This is a genomic window from Pseudochrobactrum sp. sp1633, assembly GCF_030376605.1.
In the GTDB taxonomy this organism is placed as follows: Bacteria; Pseudomonadota; Alphaproteobacteria; order Rhizobiales; family Rhizobiaceae; genus Pseudochrobactrum.
This window is the reverse complement of record NZ_JARRAE010000002.1, coordinates 125,000-142,814: the sequence shown is the minus strand read 5'-3', so window position 1 is coordinate 142,814 and position 17,815 is coordinate 125,000. Positions and strand designations below refer to the sequence as shown.

The window sequence follows — 17,815 nt, the reverse complement described above, 5'->3', positions numbered from 1 at the left end:
GCGTTAAAAGAGGACAAGAGCGATCCAGACCGGTTATTCAGCGCTGTGCCTGCAATCAGTCACAGCGAAATTAAATCATATAAGCTTTGGCGCAGGGCAAGCCTGCGAAAGCTCTTAGTTTTCTTTCGGTGAAAGAATAATGGAAACGCGGCCGGACTGGCCTTTGCAGCTTTCGAGAAAGGCTTTACCCGTTTGGGTATTCGCGGTGAGCTTGCAACCCGTGGCGATATTATCACCATCGGACAGCACAACCTTCTTACCGGTCAGCACCATTGTCTGCGCTTTCGCATCATAGACACCGGCATCACCGGTTGCGACCTGCGTACCTGATTTCAGATAGACCTTGCCGTCCACTTCAAGCTTTTCAATACCGCCGGCACCAAGACCCGCGCCGCTCAAGCCGCCGATACCGCCTTTTGGCTTATCGTCGCCTTCTTTGGATTTTGCATAAAAAACCTGCATGCGACCGGCACGCAGCATAATATCGCCCTGTTTGACAGCAACATTACCCGTGAAGACGGCAACGCCTTCTTTGTCCCGCATTTCCAGCTTTTCAGCATCAATAGAAACCGGATCTTTGCTGTCAGACAATTTCAAACCATCAAAGGGAACTGCCTGCTGCGCCTGAGCGGCATATACAGACAATGGCAAAGCCAATAAACCTGACACCAAAACAGCAGCAATTCGCTTCGCGCCGGACAGGCGCAAATCAAAGAGTTTCAGCATTGTATTTTGTGAGCCTTTTTTCAGCCCGCTGCTTGCTTGTTGCCGCATCAGATTCATCCCTCGAAAATCACCCTTGTTATAAATCGCAAGTTTGAGAATAAAACAACAAACTTCTGAACACATCCCAGCTGCCGGTCCATATATCTTACCGGAATATATATTATCCGCCAGCAACCATATAACAGGGGTATTACTTATTTATGTAAATCACCGCCACATCAGCGCAAACTGTATCAGCTGCCTTTTTTGGCAGCCGGTGTTGATGCTTCTTTAACCGGCTCAATCGTCAGCTGAACCTTGTTTTCAAACACCATCACCTTACCGTTTTCCTGAATCTGCATTTTCTCCGCGCGGATATGTGCATTTTCAGTACGGATATCGACCGGCTTGTCCGTAGACATCTCGCCGCTCGTCATATTCACATTCGCAGAGCGTAGTTTCGCTTCCATGCCGCTGGTGGTTTTAACCGTGAAATCATTATCAAACTGCAGATGGCCGTTAACGCTATCATAAATACCTGATGCAGCATCAATCTCGGCTTTATCTTTATCGCCGACCGGCAGTTGCGCCATAATGCCTTCAAGCACGATAACGCCGCTCTGTTTGGCATCCTGCACAGCACGCGCCGCAACCATAGAGTAAGGGCGGTTATCCTTGGTATAGCCATTCAGCTGGGGGCTGGTCATGACCAGTTTGCCGCTTTCAGACGGATCAAGCTCGACTTTTACCGTCGTGGCAGGTGCGGCCAGAAATGTATACCATGAAAAGACAGCAGCCACCCCAAGAGCAACGACCGGCAAAGCAGTCTTCAACACGCGCACACGCATACTGTGTCTGCGTGCAGCATGAAACACAGCGGTACTTTTTTGCGACGCTCCGAAAACCATTTTATGGTCTGACAAGTCCAAAACTCCTGAAACCGGCATTTGCCAGCTGCCTACACGTAAGGTATTAATATTTATCAGTGAAATGTACGACTATTAAAAACAGTGCGCTCAAATCGCCTTTTATTGTGGTATAAATGGGATGACACCGCGTTCAAAACAAGCTGAATTGCGCAGGTTCAATCCTCCGGAGGGTTAACTCAGATCACTTTTTCATGAACCGATTTAACAAAAGTGCCTGACAATGTCATTTTGCCGGTCTTTTTGTTTATTATCCCTGATCCAATATGTTGCAGTAAAACAATCATTGTCTCCTTACCGCAACATGACGCATCATGCCCATGCGACATTCTATGACCGAATATAAGCCCAAGAACGGACATATCCTATGACTTATACTGCCGATGCAGTTCTCGAACGTCGACGTATCCGCCGTAAGCTGACCTTCTGGCGCGCTGTGACATTCCTGCTTGTCGCCGCAATGATACTCTTTGCAGCGCTTTACATCAACGGCAGTAAGCCATCCCGCAATGTTGCTCATATTGCGAAAATTTCTATTACCGGCACCATTTATAACAATGAAGAGCTTTTGGAACGTCTCAAAGATGTCGCAGAGAGCGATATGGTCAAAGGCGTCATTCTGGATATCAGCTCTCCCGGCGGCACAACAACCGGCGGCGAAGTGATTTACGATGCCGTGCGCAGGATCGCAGATAAAAAGCCGGTCGTCTCGCAGGTCGGAACACTGGCCGCCTCCGCTGGCTATATGATTGCCATCGCCTCAGACCATGTGATTGCCCATAAAACCTCAATGATCGGCTCTATAGGCGTCTTGTTTCAATATCCCGACATCAGCGGTCTTCTGGATAAAGTCGGCGTAAAATTTGAATCAATCAAATCAAGCCCGCTCAAAGCCGAGCCTAACTTTTTCTCCCCCGCCAGTGAAGAAGCCAAGGCCATGATCGATAATACGGTCAAAGACACCTATGACTGGTTTGTCGGTCTCGTTAAAGAGCGCCGCCCGATGATTACTGCCGACAAACTGCCGGAACTCACAAACGGCTCTGTCTATACCGGCCGTCAGGCATTTCAGCACAAATTGATTGATGCGCTCGGCGATCAGGAAACCTCAATTGCGTGGCTTGCAACCAAAGGCGTCGACAAAGAACTGCCGGTTGTGGAATGGAAAGCCGAACCATCATCCTACAATGAATTGCTATCCTCTGCCGCAATGAAATTCATGTTACGCAACATGGGCTTGTCTGAACAGGGAAGCACACTATTTGATGAACAGATCGGTCAGCGTATCTTCCTTGACGGCATGCTTGCAGTTTGGCACGGTAACAGCGGGCAAAAATCGCAGCCGTAACGGAGAAATGCGCTGAATATTAAGGATATAGTGCGTTTTTCAGGTTTCAGCGCGATGAAACATTGATAGCATGGCAGTATTATTCATAATAAGCTGCCCCTAACCAATTAAGGGGCAGTTCGCATACAAGTTCTGAGAGCATTACTTTTAATATATTGCAGAGAGGTCGAACGCAGTGATTAAATCTGAACTCGTGCAGATCATCGCCAGCCGCAATCCGCATCTTTTCCAGCGTGATGTGGAAAATATTGTCGGCGCGGTCTTCGATGAAATTACTGAAGCTCTGGCGGAAGGAAACCGCGTGGAACTGCGTGGTTTCGGCGCTTTTTCCGTTAAAAACCGCCCTGCCCGTAACGGGCGCAATCCCCGCACCGGCGAATCGGTCGATGTTGAGGAAAAGTGGGTACCGTTTTTCAAAACCGGTAAAGAGCTTCGCGACCGCCTCAATATCGGTAACGATTAATCGCTCATAACTGTAGCGCATGCACAACCCGTCTTTATACGGAGCATGCGAAGCGGGATATAAAATCAGGCACTTCAGCCATCAGGTATCATCAATGCCTGATGGTGGATATGATGTATGGAGTGCAGCATAAGAGATAACGGGTAATTTAAAATGACCAACCGTTTCCTGACACTTGTCATTGCGCTGCCGCTTGCGGTAATTTTAATCGTGCTCTCAGTGGCCAACCGCAGCGCAGTCAGCGTCACGCTTGATCCTTTTAATCCCGGAAATCCTGCTCTGACCTATACAGCGCCGCTGTTTCTGTGGGTGCTTGGTGCTTTTCTTTCCGGCATTATTATCGGCGGGCTGCTGATCTGGTTCACCCAAGGGCGCCACCGTAAACTGGCGCGCAAGCGTAAAGCGGAGGCCGATGCGCTTTTGAACCGCGCCAAACAGGCCGAAGCCAAAAACCTGCCATCCGCATCATCTCTGTCCTGATCTTAGTACTGCATCCATACAAACCACATATATTATCAGGCTTTTTCATAAACTCAGCACAGATCAGTGCTTGTCTCCCACCCTCAGGCGTGGGAACAATCTGTTGTTGTGAATGAATATAAATGCCCGTGCATTGCAGGAGACAATGGGCGGCATCATAAAAGGCCTGATAAACAATGCTTCATATTTCTGCCGCTGCCGTTGATAACCTGATGACCTGGCCGGAACTGGTCGATGCGCTGGATAGCGCTTTCCGTAACGGTATGATCCAGCCTGTGCGCCATCACCATCCGGTTGAGCGCCCTGAAGGCAGCCCGTCCATGCTGCTTCTGATGCCTGCATGGTCAGATTTTCACAAGCTCAGCGATCCGTCGCAGGGCTATATGGGTGTCAAAATCGTCACTGTCTCCCCTGACAACGGCCTGATCGACAAACCGGCGGTTATGGGCGTCTATCTGCTGCTGGACGGCATTACCGGCGAACCAAAAGCCCTGATCGACGGCCAGAGCCTGACCCGCTGGCGCACTGCCGCAGCCTCTGCCCTTGCCGCCCGCTATCTGGCGCGGGAAGATGCTTCCCGCCTTGTGATTATGGGTGCAGGTGCTGTTTCTTCCAATCTCGCCCGCGCCCATAGTTCCGTGCGCCCGATTACCGATATCGCGTTATGCGTGCGCAATCCGCAGCGTGCCGAAGCAACAATCAAAGAACTGCGTGATGAAGGCTTTAATGCCTATATTGCCGAAGATCACATTGCCGCCATTCAGCAAGCTGATATTGTTGCCGCCGGTACTCTGGCAACTAAACCATTGATTCACGGGAAACATTTACGCCCCGGAACCCATGTTGATCTGGTTGGCGCTTTCACACCAGATATGCGTGAGAGTGATGATGAAGCCGTGCTGCGTTCGCGTGTATTTGTCGACACCAAAGACGGCGCATTGAAAGAAGGCGGCGACATTACCCAGCCTTTGCGTGACGGTATTATCAAACCGGATCATGTTCTCGGCGATCTGTTTGATCTGGCGCGCGGAACAGTCAAAGGCCGCGTCAGTGATCAGGATATTACGCTGTTCAAATCGGTCGGCGCAGCGATGGAAGATCTCGCAGCCGGTATTCTGGTCTATGAAAAGAGCCGCAAACAACACGGCTAATCATGCCCGTTATTTTGCCCTGAAAAGCCGAAAACACTTAGAGCATTTCGCATTTAAGATTAATCATTCGAAATGCTCTATTTTTTGTTTTGACGCATGTCTTTGCCCCAAAACCGGCGCCCATTTCTGGGAGACATGCTGCCGCTTTTCAGAGCAAAGATGCATTTATAAGTCACTCCCGTTTAAATTCAGCTTTCCCAAAAGGCTGCCATGCTCTACGAAACAGAAAATATTGCACCATCTGATGGTATAATACCTTCTGTTAAACAATTTCCGGAGCACACAGGGTGAAACCGCCAAAAGGAAAAACCGCAAAATCTCATAGTGGTTCATCAGCGCGATCTGCGGGAAAACCTGCCGCACAGTCACGCGATAACCGTAAAGCGGTATCGGCTGCACCTTTGCAGGGTTTTAAAAAACCACGCCCGAAATTTGCAAAAACAGAGCAGAATGCTGCGGCTTTTGAAAACGCAGCGCCTGCAGCACCTAAAAAAATGACTGCTGAACCGGCGGTTGCCAATCGCCCGCTTTTGAAGCTGACAGGCACACGCCCGCGCCAAAACTTGCCGGTTATTCTTGAGACCAGCCCGAGCGAAGATTATGCCCTGCTCGACAGCGGCAACAGTCTGAAGCTTGAACAATACGGCCCTTACCGCATCATCCGCCCTGAAGCGCAGGCGATCTGGCAGCCTGCATGGCCGCAGAGCGAATGGGACAAGGCCGATGCAATCTTCACCGGCAACACCGATGAAGAAGGCATGGGACGCTGGCTTTTTCCGAAACAGCAGCTGGGTGAAACCTGGCCAATGGCGCTGCAGGATGTGCGCTTTTTCGGCCGCTTCACCTCGTTCCGCCATGTCGGCGTATTTCCGGAGCAGGCTGCACACTGGGCTTTCATGGCACAACAGGTGCGCGATGCCCGTAAAAAACAGGTCAATCGTTCTGTGCGCGTGCTTAATCTGTTCGGCTATACCGGCGTTGCCTCGCTGATCGCCGCCCATGCCGGTGCCGAAGTCACCCATGTTGATGCGTCCAAGAAGGCGATTAACTGGGCGCGTGAAAATCAGGCGCTGGCCGGTCTCGATGACAAGCCGATCCGCTGGATTTGCGAAGATGCGACTAAATTTGTGGCGCGCGAAGAACGCCGCGGCAATACCTATGACATTATCCTGCTCGACCCGCCTGCCTATGGTCGCGGTCCGAATGGTGAGGTCTGGCAGCTTTTCGACAATCTTCCGCAAATGGTTGATATGTGCCGCGCCATCCTCTCACCGGATGCCCTCAGCGTTGTGCTGACTGCCTATTCAATCCGTGCCTCGTTCTTTGCCATTCACGAGTTGATGCGCGACCGCTTTACCGGACGCGACGGCGTGATTGAATCGGGCGAGCTTATCCTGCGTGAACGCTCAGCCGAGCGCGCGCTTTCCACCTCTATGTTCTCCCGCTGGATTGCCAATTCATGACTAAAGACAATGATTTTTCCCGCAAAGATGCGCCACGCACCGGTAGCGTTAAAGAAGTTACCAGTCTGACCAATCCGATTGTCAAAGACCTGCGTGCTTTGTCGATGAAGAAATTCCGCGACCAGCAGGGCGTGTTTCTGGCAGAAGGTCTGAAACTGGTCATCGACGCGATTGAACAGGGCTGGCGCATCCGCACTCTGGTCTTTTCCAAGGCGGGTAAAGGCAATCCGCTGGTGGAGAAAGTTGCAGCCCGCACCAAAGCCGGTGGTGGTCTGGTGCTGGAGGCTTCAGAAAAAGTGATTGCGGCAATCACCCGTAAAGACAATCCGCAAATGGTCGCCGGTGTTTTTGACCAGCGTTTTGAACCGCTGGAAAGACTGCGCCCGCAGGGTAATGACACCTATATCGCGCTTGACCGCGTGCGTGATCCGGGCAATCTCGGTACCATTATCCGCACGGCCGATGCAGTGGGCGCCAAAGGTATTATCCTGATCGGCGACTGCACGGATCCTTATTCTATGGAAACTGTGCGCGCGACAATGGGCTCGGTTTTTGCCGTGCCGCTTTACCGTGCCAAGCACGACGAATTCATCAACTGGCGCAAGTCCTATAAAGGCGTGCTGGTGGGAACGCATCTCAAAGGTGCCGTCGACTACCGCACTATTCCCTATAATAAGCAGCCGGTTATGCTGATGATGGGCAATGAGCAGCAGGGATTGCCTGACGATCTTGCTGCAATTTGCTCGCATTTAGCACGTATCCCTCAAATTGGCCGTGCGGATTCGCTTAATCTTGCTATTGCCACCGGTGTCATGCTCTACGAAATCCGGCGTGACGCTCTGGTTCTGGATGATCGCTAATATAAAAAGCGCAGGAGTTTAATGCCCCTATGTCCCAACGTGCCACTCTCTGGTCAGTTCTGATTATCGTTTTTGCTGTCACTTCAGACCAGTATATCAAATTTCTGGTTGAGAGCGGCATGGACTATAATCAGCAGATTGATCTGCTGCCATTTCTGGCACTTTACCGTACACATAATGAGGGCATCGCTTTCTCCATGTTGTCCTGGCTGCATGACGGCGGGCTGATAGCGATGACAGTTGCTGTGATCGGTTTCGTCTCTTATCTGTGGTGGACAACCGCACCGGAGCGGGTGATCAGCCGTCTTGGTTTTGCGCTGATTATCGGCGGTGCGTTGGGCAATTTGATTGACCGCAGCCTGCTTGGTTATGTTGTCGACTATATTTTGTTCCACCTGCCAAACTGGTCTTTTGCGGTGTTCAACATGGCTGATGTCTACATTACCACTGGCGCGGGACTGATTATTCTTGATGAAATTATACAATGGAAGCGTGCGCGCTCTGCCGGATAAGGAAACGCCTCACTGCGCGCCCTGAGTGTCTTCATCAAAAACTGATTATTTCCTGACCTTCTCATGTCACATGGCTGACGCAGACAAGCTATATAAAGACTCTCTATAAAACGTGGCTGAACAGGCACGCGGTTACAGACGAAACTCAGGCATTTGAATCTGGCGGAGGATATATCTTGCCACAGGCTCTTGGAATTTTTTCACAAACCGCGCATGATACATGCATGAAGCAGACATCTCCTGACACGCTTGAAATAGGCGCCATTCTGGCAGATACCGGTTTTTCCTCCCTGACCGGCCAGATACTGGGGCGCATGGGCAGTCTGATTGTGCGGATTGCGGACAATCAGGAAACCATCCGTATTGCACAAAAACTGCGCTATGATGTGTTCTATACTGAGCTCGGCGCACAAAAATCACAAATCACAATGCTCGAAGAGCGCGACGCAGATCATTATGACGCGATCTGCGATCACCTCGTTGTTTATGACACAGCAATAGCCGGTGGTGAGACCGAACAGCTCGTTGGCACTTATCGTCTGATGCGCAGTGATATGATCACCGCAGGACGCACATTGTATTCTGCCGGTGAATATGAAATCGGCAAACTTATAGACCGCAAACCCGGCCTGCAATTTCTGGAACTTGGCCGCTCCTGTGTGAAGCCGGAATACCGCTCCAAACGCACGGTGGAATTGCTGTGGCAGGGCATCTGGTCCTATTGCCGGCAGCACAAGATTGAAGTGATGTTCGGCTGTGCCTCTTTCCACGGCACAGTGCCGGAAGCACATGCAGTGTCGCTTTCGTTCCTGCAACACAATTGCCGCGCCGATACGGAATGGGATGTGCGGGCGCTTGAGCAGCATTACCGTTCAATGGATATTGTCCCGCAGGAAGCAATCAATCCAAAAGTGGCACTGTTTTCCATGCCGCCGCTAATCAAAGGTTACTTACGCCTTGGTGCAATGATCGGTGACGGTGCAGTCGTCGATCACCAGTTCGGCACCACCGATGTGCTGATTGTGTTGCCCGTTGAACGTATTTCCAGCCGCTACATCAATTATTACGGCGCTGAAGCCGACCGGTTTGTGTGAACCGATGGAATAAAAAAGACCGGCAATATACCGGTCTTTTTTATTTCTGATGTGATAAGATATTTATGACATATCCAAGCGGATCGCGGACGTAGAAACACTGCACGCCCCACGGTTCTTCCGTGAGCGGATAGGTGATCTCAAATCCTGCAGCCTGTGCGCGATGGTAGACTTCATCCAGATTATCGTCCTCAATGGAAAGACGGGGCACATCCGTTCCGCAGCCACCCTCTGTCGCTAAACTGAGTTGTTGGACAGGCCTGTTTTCTGTGGTCACTCCGGCAGCCAGTGTCACTATCCAACCATGATCCATAATCACATCCAGCCCCAGCAGTTCCTCATAAAAGACCCGTGCGGCCTGAAGATCAGAGCCTGCTAGATTAGCTACGATCCTCAGAACTGCCATATCGATCCTCCTGCCAGATCTTAGCTTTTAACCGACAATTGCTTCAGGCGGTACAGCGCCTCCAGCGCCTCGCGCGGTGTCAGATCATCCGGATTGATCTCGCTCACGGCACTCAGCAACACGCTATCCTGAGCCGGTTTTGCCACTTCACGCGGCTTGGCAACGACTGCAAAAAGCGGCAGATCATCAATGATCTTCTCAGCCTTGCCGGAGGTTTCACCCTCTTCTAAGCGATGCAGCACATCGCGCGCACGCTCAACCACGGCATCAGGCAAGCCTGCCAGACGTGCCACCTGCACGCCGTAAGAACGATCAGCAGCCCCTTTGGCCACCTCGTGCAGGAACACGACATCGCCTTCCCATTCCTTCACCCGCATGGTGACATTAGCAAGCCGTGCCAGTTTCTCTGACAGAGCCGTCATTTCATGGAAATGCGTAGCAAATAATGCGCGGCAACGGTTCTTCTCGTGCAGATATTCCACACTCGCCCAGGCAATCGACAAACCGTCAAAGGTTGCAGTACCACGGCCGATCTCATCGAGAATAACCAGCGAGCGCTCACCGGCGAGATTGAGAATGGCCGCGGTTTCAACCATCTCCACCATGAAGGTAGAACGGCCACGTGCCAGATCATCTGATGCACCGACACGACTGAACAGCCGGTCTACAATACCGATATGGGCAGATGTGGCCGGAACGTAAGAGCCCATCTGCGCCAGAATGGCGATCAGCGCATTCTGGCGCAAGAAGGTCGATTTACCGCCCATATTGGGACCGGTCAAAAGCCAGATCGCGCCGAATTTCTGACCACCCAGAGGCGACAGATCACAATCATTGGCAACAAACGGATTACTGGCCTGTTTTCGCAGCGCCTGCTCCACCACCGGATGACGCCCGCCATCAATGGCAAAGCTCAGACTGTCGTCCACCTTCGGGCGGCAATAGCCCTGCTCACCCGCCAGCACACTGAGCGCTGCGGACACATCCATGATACCAAGGGCAGCAGCACCGGCACGGATAGCATCGGCATTTTCAACAGTACGGCTGACCAGATCTTCAAAAATCGCCAATTCAATCGACAGCGCACGGTCTGCCGCATTCGCGATTTTGGTTTCAATCTCCGCCAGTTCCGTAGTGGTGAAACGCATGGCGCTGGCCATTGTCTGACGATGGATAAACCGCGCTTTGGCCGCATCTGTATCGGTCAGCGCACCAGCATTATTGGCCGTCACCTCAATAAAATAACCCAGCACATTATTATGTTTGATCTTGAGCGATTTAACGCCCGTCTCTTCCATATAATTGGCCTGAAGACCGGCAATCACGCGGCGCGACTGATCGCGAAGGCTGCGCATTTCATCAAGTTCGGCATGAAAGCCCGCGCGGATAAAACCGCCATCGCGCTTCAGCAGTGGCAGTTCTTCTGCCAGAGTCTGATCCAGAAACTGGGCATAACTCTCCGGCAGAGCGAGAATGGACTGACAGGCCTGCGCCAGCTCCTCGGGTAATTGCTTATCCTGAAATAACTGCTGCACCAGATGTGCCGCCTGAAAACCGGCATGCAATGCGCCGAGATCACGCGGGCCACCGCGTCCGACGGCCAGACGTGACAAGGCGCGCGGCATATCCGGCACACCGCGCAAGGCAGAACGCAAGCCCTGTGCCAATGACGTTTCACTCAAAAAGAAAGCCACAGAGTCCTGTCTTGCTGCAATCTGCGCAGGGTCAGTCAACGGCGCTGTCAGGCGCTCGGCCAGCAGCCGTGCACCGGCACCGGTGACCGTGCGGTCAACAGCTTTGAGCAATGAGCCTTCACGATTGCCGGAGAGCGTGCGCATCAGTTCCAGATTGGCGCGGGTTGCCGGATCAATAAACAGCGATGCGCCATCCGTCTCACGTTCAGGACGCATCAAAGGCGGGCGTTCGGCAATCTGGGTTTTCTCGAGATAGGCAATGGCACCGGAAATCGCCGAAAGCTCGGTGCGGTTGAACTCACCGAAACCATCCAAAGTTGCCACACCGTAATAGCGCTTGATACGTTCTTCTGCCGTAGAGCTTTCAAACAGGCTCGGATGCTGCGGCATGACAATGCGCCCCAGCAAATCCAGAACCGGACGAATTTGCGGATCCTGGAAGGCTGTTTCCGGCACGATCAGCTCGCTCGGATCAACGCGCATAATATCGGCATAGAGTTTTTCCGGTGTGGTTTCCGTCATGCGGAACTGGCCGGTGGAAATATCAATCCATGCCAGCGACAGCCTGCCCTCTTCCACACCACGCACACGGCCAAGGATCATCAGATAATTAGCCTGTGCCGGATCAAGCAGCTTTTCTTCCGTGATCGTGCCCGGTGTGACAAGACGGATCACATCGCGCTTGACTACAGATTTGGAACCGCGCTTCTTCGCTTCAGCCGGATCTTCCACCTGCTCACAGACGGCCACGCGAAAGCCCTTGCCGATGAGACGCTGCAAATAATCATCGGCAGTATGCACCGGCACACCGCACATCGGAATATCTTCACCCAGATGCTTGCCGCGCTTGGTCAGCGTAATACCCAGCGCTTCGGATGCCTCAATCGCATCATTGAAGAACATCTCGTAAAAATCGCCCATACGATAGAACAACAGGCTGTCCGGATAGGCAGCCTTGATCTCAATATATTGTTCCATCATCGGTGTGGGACGTGCGTTCAGACCTGCATCATAAGTGCTCTGCGGCTCGTCAGCGAGTTCGGATGTTTGGGGAGCTGTTTCATGCTGCGTCATAGGAAATACACATGTTCCTGAAATAATTTTTCAAAATCTTATTGCCAGTTTAAAGCGTTGAGCAAAGCTCTGTGAAGCAGTCAGTTGCTTATATCCCCGTGAATCTCGCCGGAATGCATTGATCTTGCGAATATTATCTTTAAACACCAAAATCTTTTCAGATATTGCGCTACCCAAATAAGCAGTCTTGATATAAACACACTGTCCAAACATTCGGGCCAAAACATTCGGGCCAAACCATTCAGGCCCAAACACTCAGGCCAACCATCCGGCAGGATGATTAACATAATAAGGCAGTTGCAGCCCCTCAAAGCAACCGCCACGCAGGAAAGATCGGAGCGGTCAATGACCAACGACAAGAGCACCCAGAAGCCACAAACAGGAAAAGGCCCGTCCCTGACAGAACAGGAAGCACTGGACTTTCACGCTCGCGGCCGTCCGGGCAAACTGGAAATCACTCCGACCAAACCAATGGCAACGCAGCGCGACCTGTCGCTCGCCTATTCTCCGGGCGTGGCTGTACCGGTTAAAGCGATCGCGGAAGATCCGAGCAAAGCCTATGACTATACAGCCAAGGGCAATATGGTTGCCGTGATCTCCAACGGCACCGCCATTCTGGGTCTCGGCAATCTCGGCGCACTGGCTTCCAAACCGGTGATGGAAGGCAAATCCGTGCTGTTCAAGCGCTTTGCCGATGTGGATTCCATCGATCTTGAAGTCGACACCACCGATGTGGAAGAATTCATCAATTCCGTGCGCTATCTGGGGCCAAGCTTCGGCGGCATCAATCTGGAAGATATTAAAGCGCCGGAATGTTTTATCATTGAAGCGCGCCTGCGCGAGCTGATGAATATTCCGGTTTTCCATGATGACCAGCACGGAACCGCGATTATCGCAGCTGCCGGTATGCTCAATGCACTGCACCTGACCGGCCGTGACCTGAAGACCACGAAAATGGTTTGTAATGGCGCTGGTGCTGCCGGTATTGCCTGTATTGAACTGGTCAAGGCAATGGGCTTTGCATCAGAGAATGTAATCCTGTGCGATACCAAAGGCGTGGTCTGGCAGGGTCGCACCGAGGGTATGAACCAGTGGAAATCGGCGCATGCGGTGAAAACCGATAAGCGCTCGCTGGCCGAAGCAATGGAAGGCGCGGATATTTTCTTCGGCGTTTCCGCCAAAGGCGCATTGACCGACGACATGGTGCGCTCAATGGCTGACAATCCTATTATCTTTGCTATGGCCAATCCTGATCCGGAAATCACACCGGAAGAAGTAGCAGCCATCCGCTCCGATGCGATTGTCGCAACCGGTCGCTCCGATTATCCGAACCAGGTCAACAACGTGCTTGGCTTCCCGTATATTTTCCGTGGCGCACTGGATGTGCGCGCCACCACCATCAATGATGCGATGAAGGTCGCCGCTGCCAATGCGCTTGCAGAACTGGCACGCACTGATGTGCCGGATGATGTGGCTGCTGCCTATCAGGGCAACCGTCCGCGTTTTGGCCCGAATTACATTATTCCGGTGCCGTTTGATCCGCGCCTGCTCTCCACCATTCCGGTGGCCGTCGCCAAAGCGGCAATGGAAAGCGGCGTTGCTGGCAAGCCTATTGACGATCTCGAAGCCTATGCCCGCACACTCTCTGCGCGCCGCGATCCGATCGCATCAACCATGTCCGGCATTTATGATCGTATCCGTCGTCACACCAAACGTGTGATCTTTGCTGAAGGTGAAGAGCCGCAGGTGATCCGCGCCGCTGTTTCCTTCGCTAATCAGGGCTTGGGCAAAGCCATCCTGCTCGGCCGTGAAGACCGTATCCGTGAAACAGCTGAACAGACCGGTGTTGATCTCGACAAGCTCGGCATTGAAATCACCAATGCCCGTCTGTCAAAACGCACCTCGGAATATGCCGATCACCTTTATGAAAAGCTACAGCGCAAAGGCTATCTGTTCCGCGATTGCCAGCGCATGATCAACAATGACCGCAACCATTTTGCTGCCTGCATGGTGGCGATGGGTGATGCGGACGGCATGGTCACCGGCGTAACCCGCAATTATGCCACCAGCATTGAAGATGTGCGCCGCGTGATTGATGTGAAACCGGGTCACCGGATGATCGGCGTATCTCTGGCTCTGTGCCGTGGCCGCACCGTTTTCATCGCCGATACGGCGATGCACGAGCAGCCGACAGCAGAAGAACTGGCTGATATTGCAGTGGAAGCCGCCAATGTTGCACGCCGCATGGGCTATGTGCCGCGCGTTGCCATGCTGGCTTATTCCACCTTCGGCCATATGTCCGGTGCGCGTTCTGAAAACATTCAGGAAGCCGTGCGTATTCTGGAAAAACGCCATGTCGACTTTGAATTCGACGGTGAAATGAGCGCGGACGTTGCGCTTAATGCCAGCCTGATGGAAACCTATCCGTTTACCCGCCTGACGGCTCCTGCCAATGTACTGGTCATGCCGGATTATCATACGGCATCCATTGCCGCGAATATGTTGCAGGAACTGGGCGGCGCAACCCTGATCGGCCCGCTGCTGACCGGTCTGGACAAGGCCGTGCAGATCGTACCGCTCAGCGCCAAGGATTCCGACATTACCAATATGGCGGCCTTCACCGCTTATGCGGCAACCAACTGATTATATCAGTAGCCAAACTCAAAAGGCCGGAACATCAGTTCCGGCCTTTTCTTGTTTAGAGCAGAATGCAGACTTACCGTTGCGTTCGGCTTTCATCCATGCTCAGTTTTCTGCATCGTAACTTTGATACTACGGAACCATGATCCATGCGCTTGTCCGATCTCCATCTTGACCGCATCATCGACAGACAGGCACTTACTGCTGCTCTGAAACAGGCTGCAGAAACAGAGACAGTCAAAGATCCGGCGCGCAATCAGGTTCTGAAAACGCTTAAATCCGCATGGAAAGACGGCAAAACCCGTGCGGAAACCCTGTTGCTGGAAGATGGCAGCGGCATCGCCTGCGCACGGCGGATCAGCGGATTGATGGATCACATTATCGCCGCGCTTTATGATTTTACGGTTGAGAACATTTATCCCGCCATTAATCCGTCCAAGGCTGAGAATTTGAGCATCATTGCCGTTGGCGGTTACGGACGCGGTGGGCTGGCACCGGGTTCTGACATCGACCTGCTGTTCCTGCTGCCCTATAAGCAGACACCGTGGGGCGAGCAGGTTGTGGAATATATGCTCTATATGCTCTGGGATATGGGGCTGAAAGTCGGCCATTCCACGCGCAATATTGACGATGCCATCCGCCTGTCGCGGGAAGATATGACCATCCGCACCTCGCTGCTGGAAGCGCGTTTCCTGACCGGCAGCCGTGCGCTTTATAATGAACTCACCGCCCGTTTTGATCAGGAAATCGTCGCTGACAGCGGCGCGGAATTTGTGCAGGCCAAGCTGATTGAGCGCGATATCCGGCACAAAAAAGCGGGCTCAACACGCTATCTTGTGGAGCCGAATGTCAAGGAAAGCAAAGGCGGCCAGCGCGATCTGCAAACCCTGTTCTGGATTGCCAAATATATTTATCGCGTTCATTCCACGGAGGAGCTGATCAAGCGCGGGGTCTTCTCCCGCAGCGAGGCAAGACTGTTCAGCAAGGCTGATGATTTTCTCTGGGCGGTGCGCTGCCATATGCATTTTCTGAGCGGCAAGGCGGAAGAGCGCCTGTCCTTTGATATTCAGCGTGAGATCGCCACCCGCCTCGGCTATACTGACCATCCGGGGCAGACAGCTGTTGAGCGCTTCATGAAGCATTATTTTCTGGTCGCTAAAGATGTCGGCGATCTCACCCGCATTATCAGTGCCGCGCTGGAAGAAGAGCAGTTCAAAGAAACACCGGGCACCGGCCAGATTTATTCCACGCTGGCACGCAAAAAACGCAAAATTGCCGGCAGCACAGATTTTATTCTCGATCATAACCGCATCAATATTGCCGATGATGAGGTGTTTCAGCGCGATCCGGTCAATCTGATCCGGCTGTTTTATCTCGCGGATAAACATGGGCTGCAATATCATCCTGATACGATCCAGCGCGTGAGCCGCTCGTTAAAACTCATCAAAAGCGACGTGCGCAATGACAAGGAAGCCAACCGACTGTTTCTCGAAATTGTCGCCTCTCCGCGCACGCCGGAACGCACATTGCGGCGCATGAATGAATCCGGTGTGCTGGGGCAGTTTATTCCGGATTTCGGCAAGATCGTCGCGATGATGCAGTTCAATATGTATCATCATTATACAGTTGATGAGCATCTGTTGCGTTGTATTGCCATCATGTCCGAGATTGAACATGAGACGCTGAAAAACGAGCATCCGCTCGCGCACAGCCTGTTGCCCACCATCAAGAAAGACCGGCATCTGCTCTATGTGACACTACTGCTGCACGATATTGCCAAAGGCAGACCGGAAGACCACTCCACGGCCGGTGCCAAAATCGCCCGCAAACTAGCCCCACGTTTCGGGCTTAATCCGTCCGAGACGGAGCTTGTCGCATGGTTGGTTCAGGAACATCTGACCATGAGCAAGGTTGCGCAATCACGCGACCTCAATGACCGCAAAACCATTGCCGATTTTGCTGCCATCGTGCAGACCACCGAACGGTTGAAACTGCTGCTGATGATCACAATCTGCGATATCAAGGCTGTCGGCCCCGGCGTGTGGAACGGCTGGAAAGGCCAGCTGCTGCGCACGCTTTATCAAGAAACAGAACTGCTATTGACCGGTGGCTTTTCTGAAGTGAGCCAGACCGAGCGCAGCAATCAGGCACGCTGCCAACTGGCTGAGCAGATCCGCGACTGGCCGGAGGATAAGCGCGATCATTTGCTGGCGCTGCATTATGATAATTATCTGCTGACTGTGCCGCAGGAAGATCAGAAACGCCACGCGGATTTCATCCGTGCCAGCGATGAAGCAGGCAAAATCCTCAATATTCTGGCACGCCCACATGAGTTTGAAGCGGTGACCGAGCTGACAATCCTGTCGCCCGATCACCCGCGTTTGCTGTCGATCATTGCCGGTGCCTGCTCGGCAGCGGGTGCTAATATTGTTGATGCGCAGATTTTCACCACCACGGACGGGCGGGCGCTGGATACCATCCTGATCAGCCGTGAATTTGACACCAATGATGATGAGATGCGCCGTGCCGCCCGTGTTGGCCAGTTGATTGAAGATGTGCTGACCGGCACCACTTATCTGCCGGAAGTCCTCGCGCGAAAGACAAAAGCGCGGCGCTCCGCCCGCGCTTTCCATGTCACGCCACGCGTCAACATCAATAATAGCCTGTCTGAAAAATTCACGGTGATTGAAGTAAAAGGACTGGATCGCACCGGATTGCTTTCAGAAATTACCAATGCGATTTCTGATCTTTCCCTCAATATTGCCTCCGCTCACATCACCACATTCGGTGAAAAGGTCATTGATACATTTTATGTCACCGGCCTCGACGGGCAAAAAATAACGACCGCCACCAAACAGGCCAATATCCAGAAACGCTTGCTTGGCTTGTTTGAGATGAGCGGGAGTGATAGCAGGGCAGCGGAAATTAAAAACAGTGATCAAAAGAAAACGCGCGAAACGGCAGGTTAAACCGGCATCCGCATTTTTAAGATTTGCCAC

General features: G+C 52.5%; 14 protein-coding genes. 10 read left to right on the top strand and 4 right to left on the bottom strand.

Annotated features, from left to right (window positions below; translation table 11 throughout):
• Positions 1–114: 114 nt before the first annotated feature.
• Together P8H26_RS02780 and lptC are read right to left on the bottom strand one after the other, a co-directional pair.
• Positions 115–726: an LptA/OstA family protein gene (locus P8H26_RS02780; protein ID WP_374708216.1), complete on the bottom strand. Its 612-nt coding sequence runs from the start codon at positions 724–726 to the stop codon at positions 115–117.
• Positions 727–959: 233 nt separating this feature from the next.
• Complete coding sequence (gene lptC / locus P8H26_RS02775; RefSeq protein WP_289631537.1) at positions 960–1,613, bottom strand: LPS export ABC transporter periplasmic protein LptC; 654 nt, start codon at positions 1,611–1,613, stop codon at positions 960–962.
• A gap of 385 nt (positions 1,614–1,998) precedes the next feature.
• Here lptC and sppA point away from each other — a divergent pair, with 385 nt between their 5' ends.
• The 8 genes from sppA (at position 1,999) to P8H26_RS02735 (ending at position 9,002) form a co-directional block, all read left to right on the top strand.
• The gene (gene sppA / locus P8H26_RS02770) at positions 1,999–2,979 is read left to right on the top strand and encodes a signal peptide peptidase SppA (protein WP_289631328.1); all 981 of its coding nucleotides are present in this window, start codon (positions 1,999–2,001) and stop codon (positions 2,977–2,979) included.
• A 175-nt stretch (positions 2,980–3,154) separates the two neighbouring features.
• The gene (locus tag P8H26_RS02765) at positions 3,155–3,442 is read left to right on the top strand and encodes an integration host factor subunit beta (protein WP_289631327.1); all 288 of its coding nucleotides are present in this window, start codon (positions 3,155–3,157) and stop codon (positions 3,440–3,442) included.
• A 153-nt stretch (positions 3,443–3,595) separates the two neighbouring features.
• On the top strand, positions 3,596–3,922 hold the full coding sequence (locus P8H26_RS02760) for a LapA family protein (RefSeq protein WP_289631326.1): 327 nt from the start codon (positions 3,596–3,598) through the stop codon (positions 3,920–3,922).
• 176 nt (positions 3,923–4,098) lie between these two features.
• Entirely contained in the window at positions 4,099–5,073 is a 975-nt protein-coding gene (locus P8H26_RS02755) for an ornithine cyclodeaminase family protein (protein WP_289631325.1), read from the top strand.
• Positions 5,074–5,567: 494 nt separating this feature from the next.
• Positions 5,568–6,536, top strand: coding sequence for a class I SAM-dependent rRNA methyltransferase (locus P8H26_RS02750; protein ID WP_289631536.1), 969 nt, complete (start codon positions 5,568–5,570; stop codon positions 6,534–6,536).
• The gene (locus tag P8H26_RS02745; protein WP_213596189.1) at positions 6,533–7,396 is read left to right on the top strand and encodes an RNA methyltransferase; all 864 of its coding nucleotides are present in this window, start codon (positions 6,533–6,535) and stop codon (positions 7,394–7,396) included. The genes P8H26_RS02750 and P8H26_RS02745 overlap by 4 nt, the downstream gene beginning before the upstream one ends.
• 29 nt (positions 7,397–7,425) lie before the next feature.
• Positions 7,426–7,908: a signal peptidase II gene (gene lspA, locus P8H26_RS02740; protein ID WP_289631324.1), complete on the top strand. Its 483-nt coding sequence runs from the start codon at positions 7,426–7,428 to the stop codon at positions 7,906–7,908.
• A gap of 224 nt (positions 7,909–8,132) precedes the next feature.
• Positions 8,133–9,002: a GNAT family N-acetyltransferase gene (locus tag P8H26_RS02735; protein ID WP_289631323.1), complete on the top strand. Its 870-nt coding sequence runs from the start codon at positions 8,133–8,135 to the stop codon at positions 9,000–9,002.
• Between the two features lie 40 nt (positions 9,003–9,042).
• Here the strand turns inward: P8H26_RS02735 and P8H26_RS02730 are convergent, their stop codons facing one another.
• Entirely contained in the window at positions 9,043–9,408 is a 366-nt protein-coding gene (locus P8H26_RS02730; RefSeq protein ID WP_289631322.1) for a VOC family protein, read from the bottom strand.
• A 20-nt stretch (positions 9,409–9,428) separates the two neighbouring features.
• A complete protein-coding gene (gene mutS / locus P8H26_RS02725) occupies positions 9,429–12,104 on the bottom strand; it encodes a DNA mismatch repair protein MutS (RefSeq protein ID WP_374708215.1) in 2,676 nt (891 codons plus the stop codon).
• 417 nt (positions 12,105–12,521) lie between these two features.
• Between mutS and P8H26_RS02720 the strand changes: the two genes are divergently transcribed.
• Both P8H26_RS02720 and P8H26_RS02715 read left to right on the top strand, forming a co-directional pair.
• Positions 12,522–14,819 carry an NADP-dependent malic enzyme gene (locus P8H26_RS02720; protein ID WP_289631320.1) on the top strand — a complete coding sequence of 766 codons (2,298 nt, stop codon included), beginning with the start codon at positions 12,522–12,524 and terminating at the stop codon, positions 14,817–14,819.
• Between the two features lie 146 nt (positions 14,820–14,965).
• Entirely contained in the window at positions 14,966–17,785 is a 2,820-nt protein-coding gene (locus P8H26_RS02715) for a [protein-PII] uridylyltransferase (RefSeq protein WP_289631319.1), read from the top strand.
• Positions 17,786–17,815: the final 30 nt, after the last annotated feature.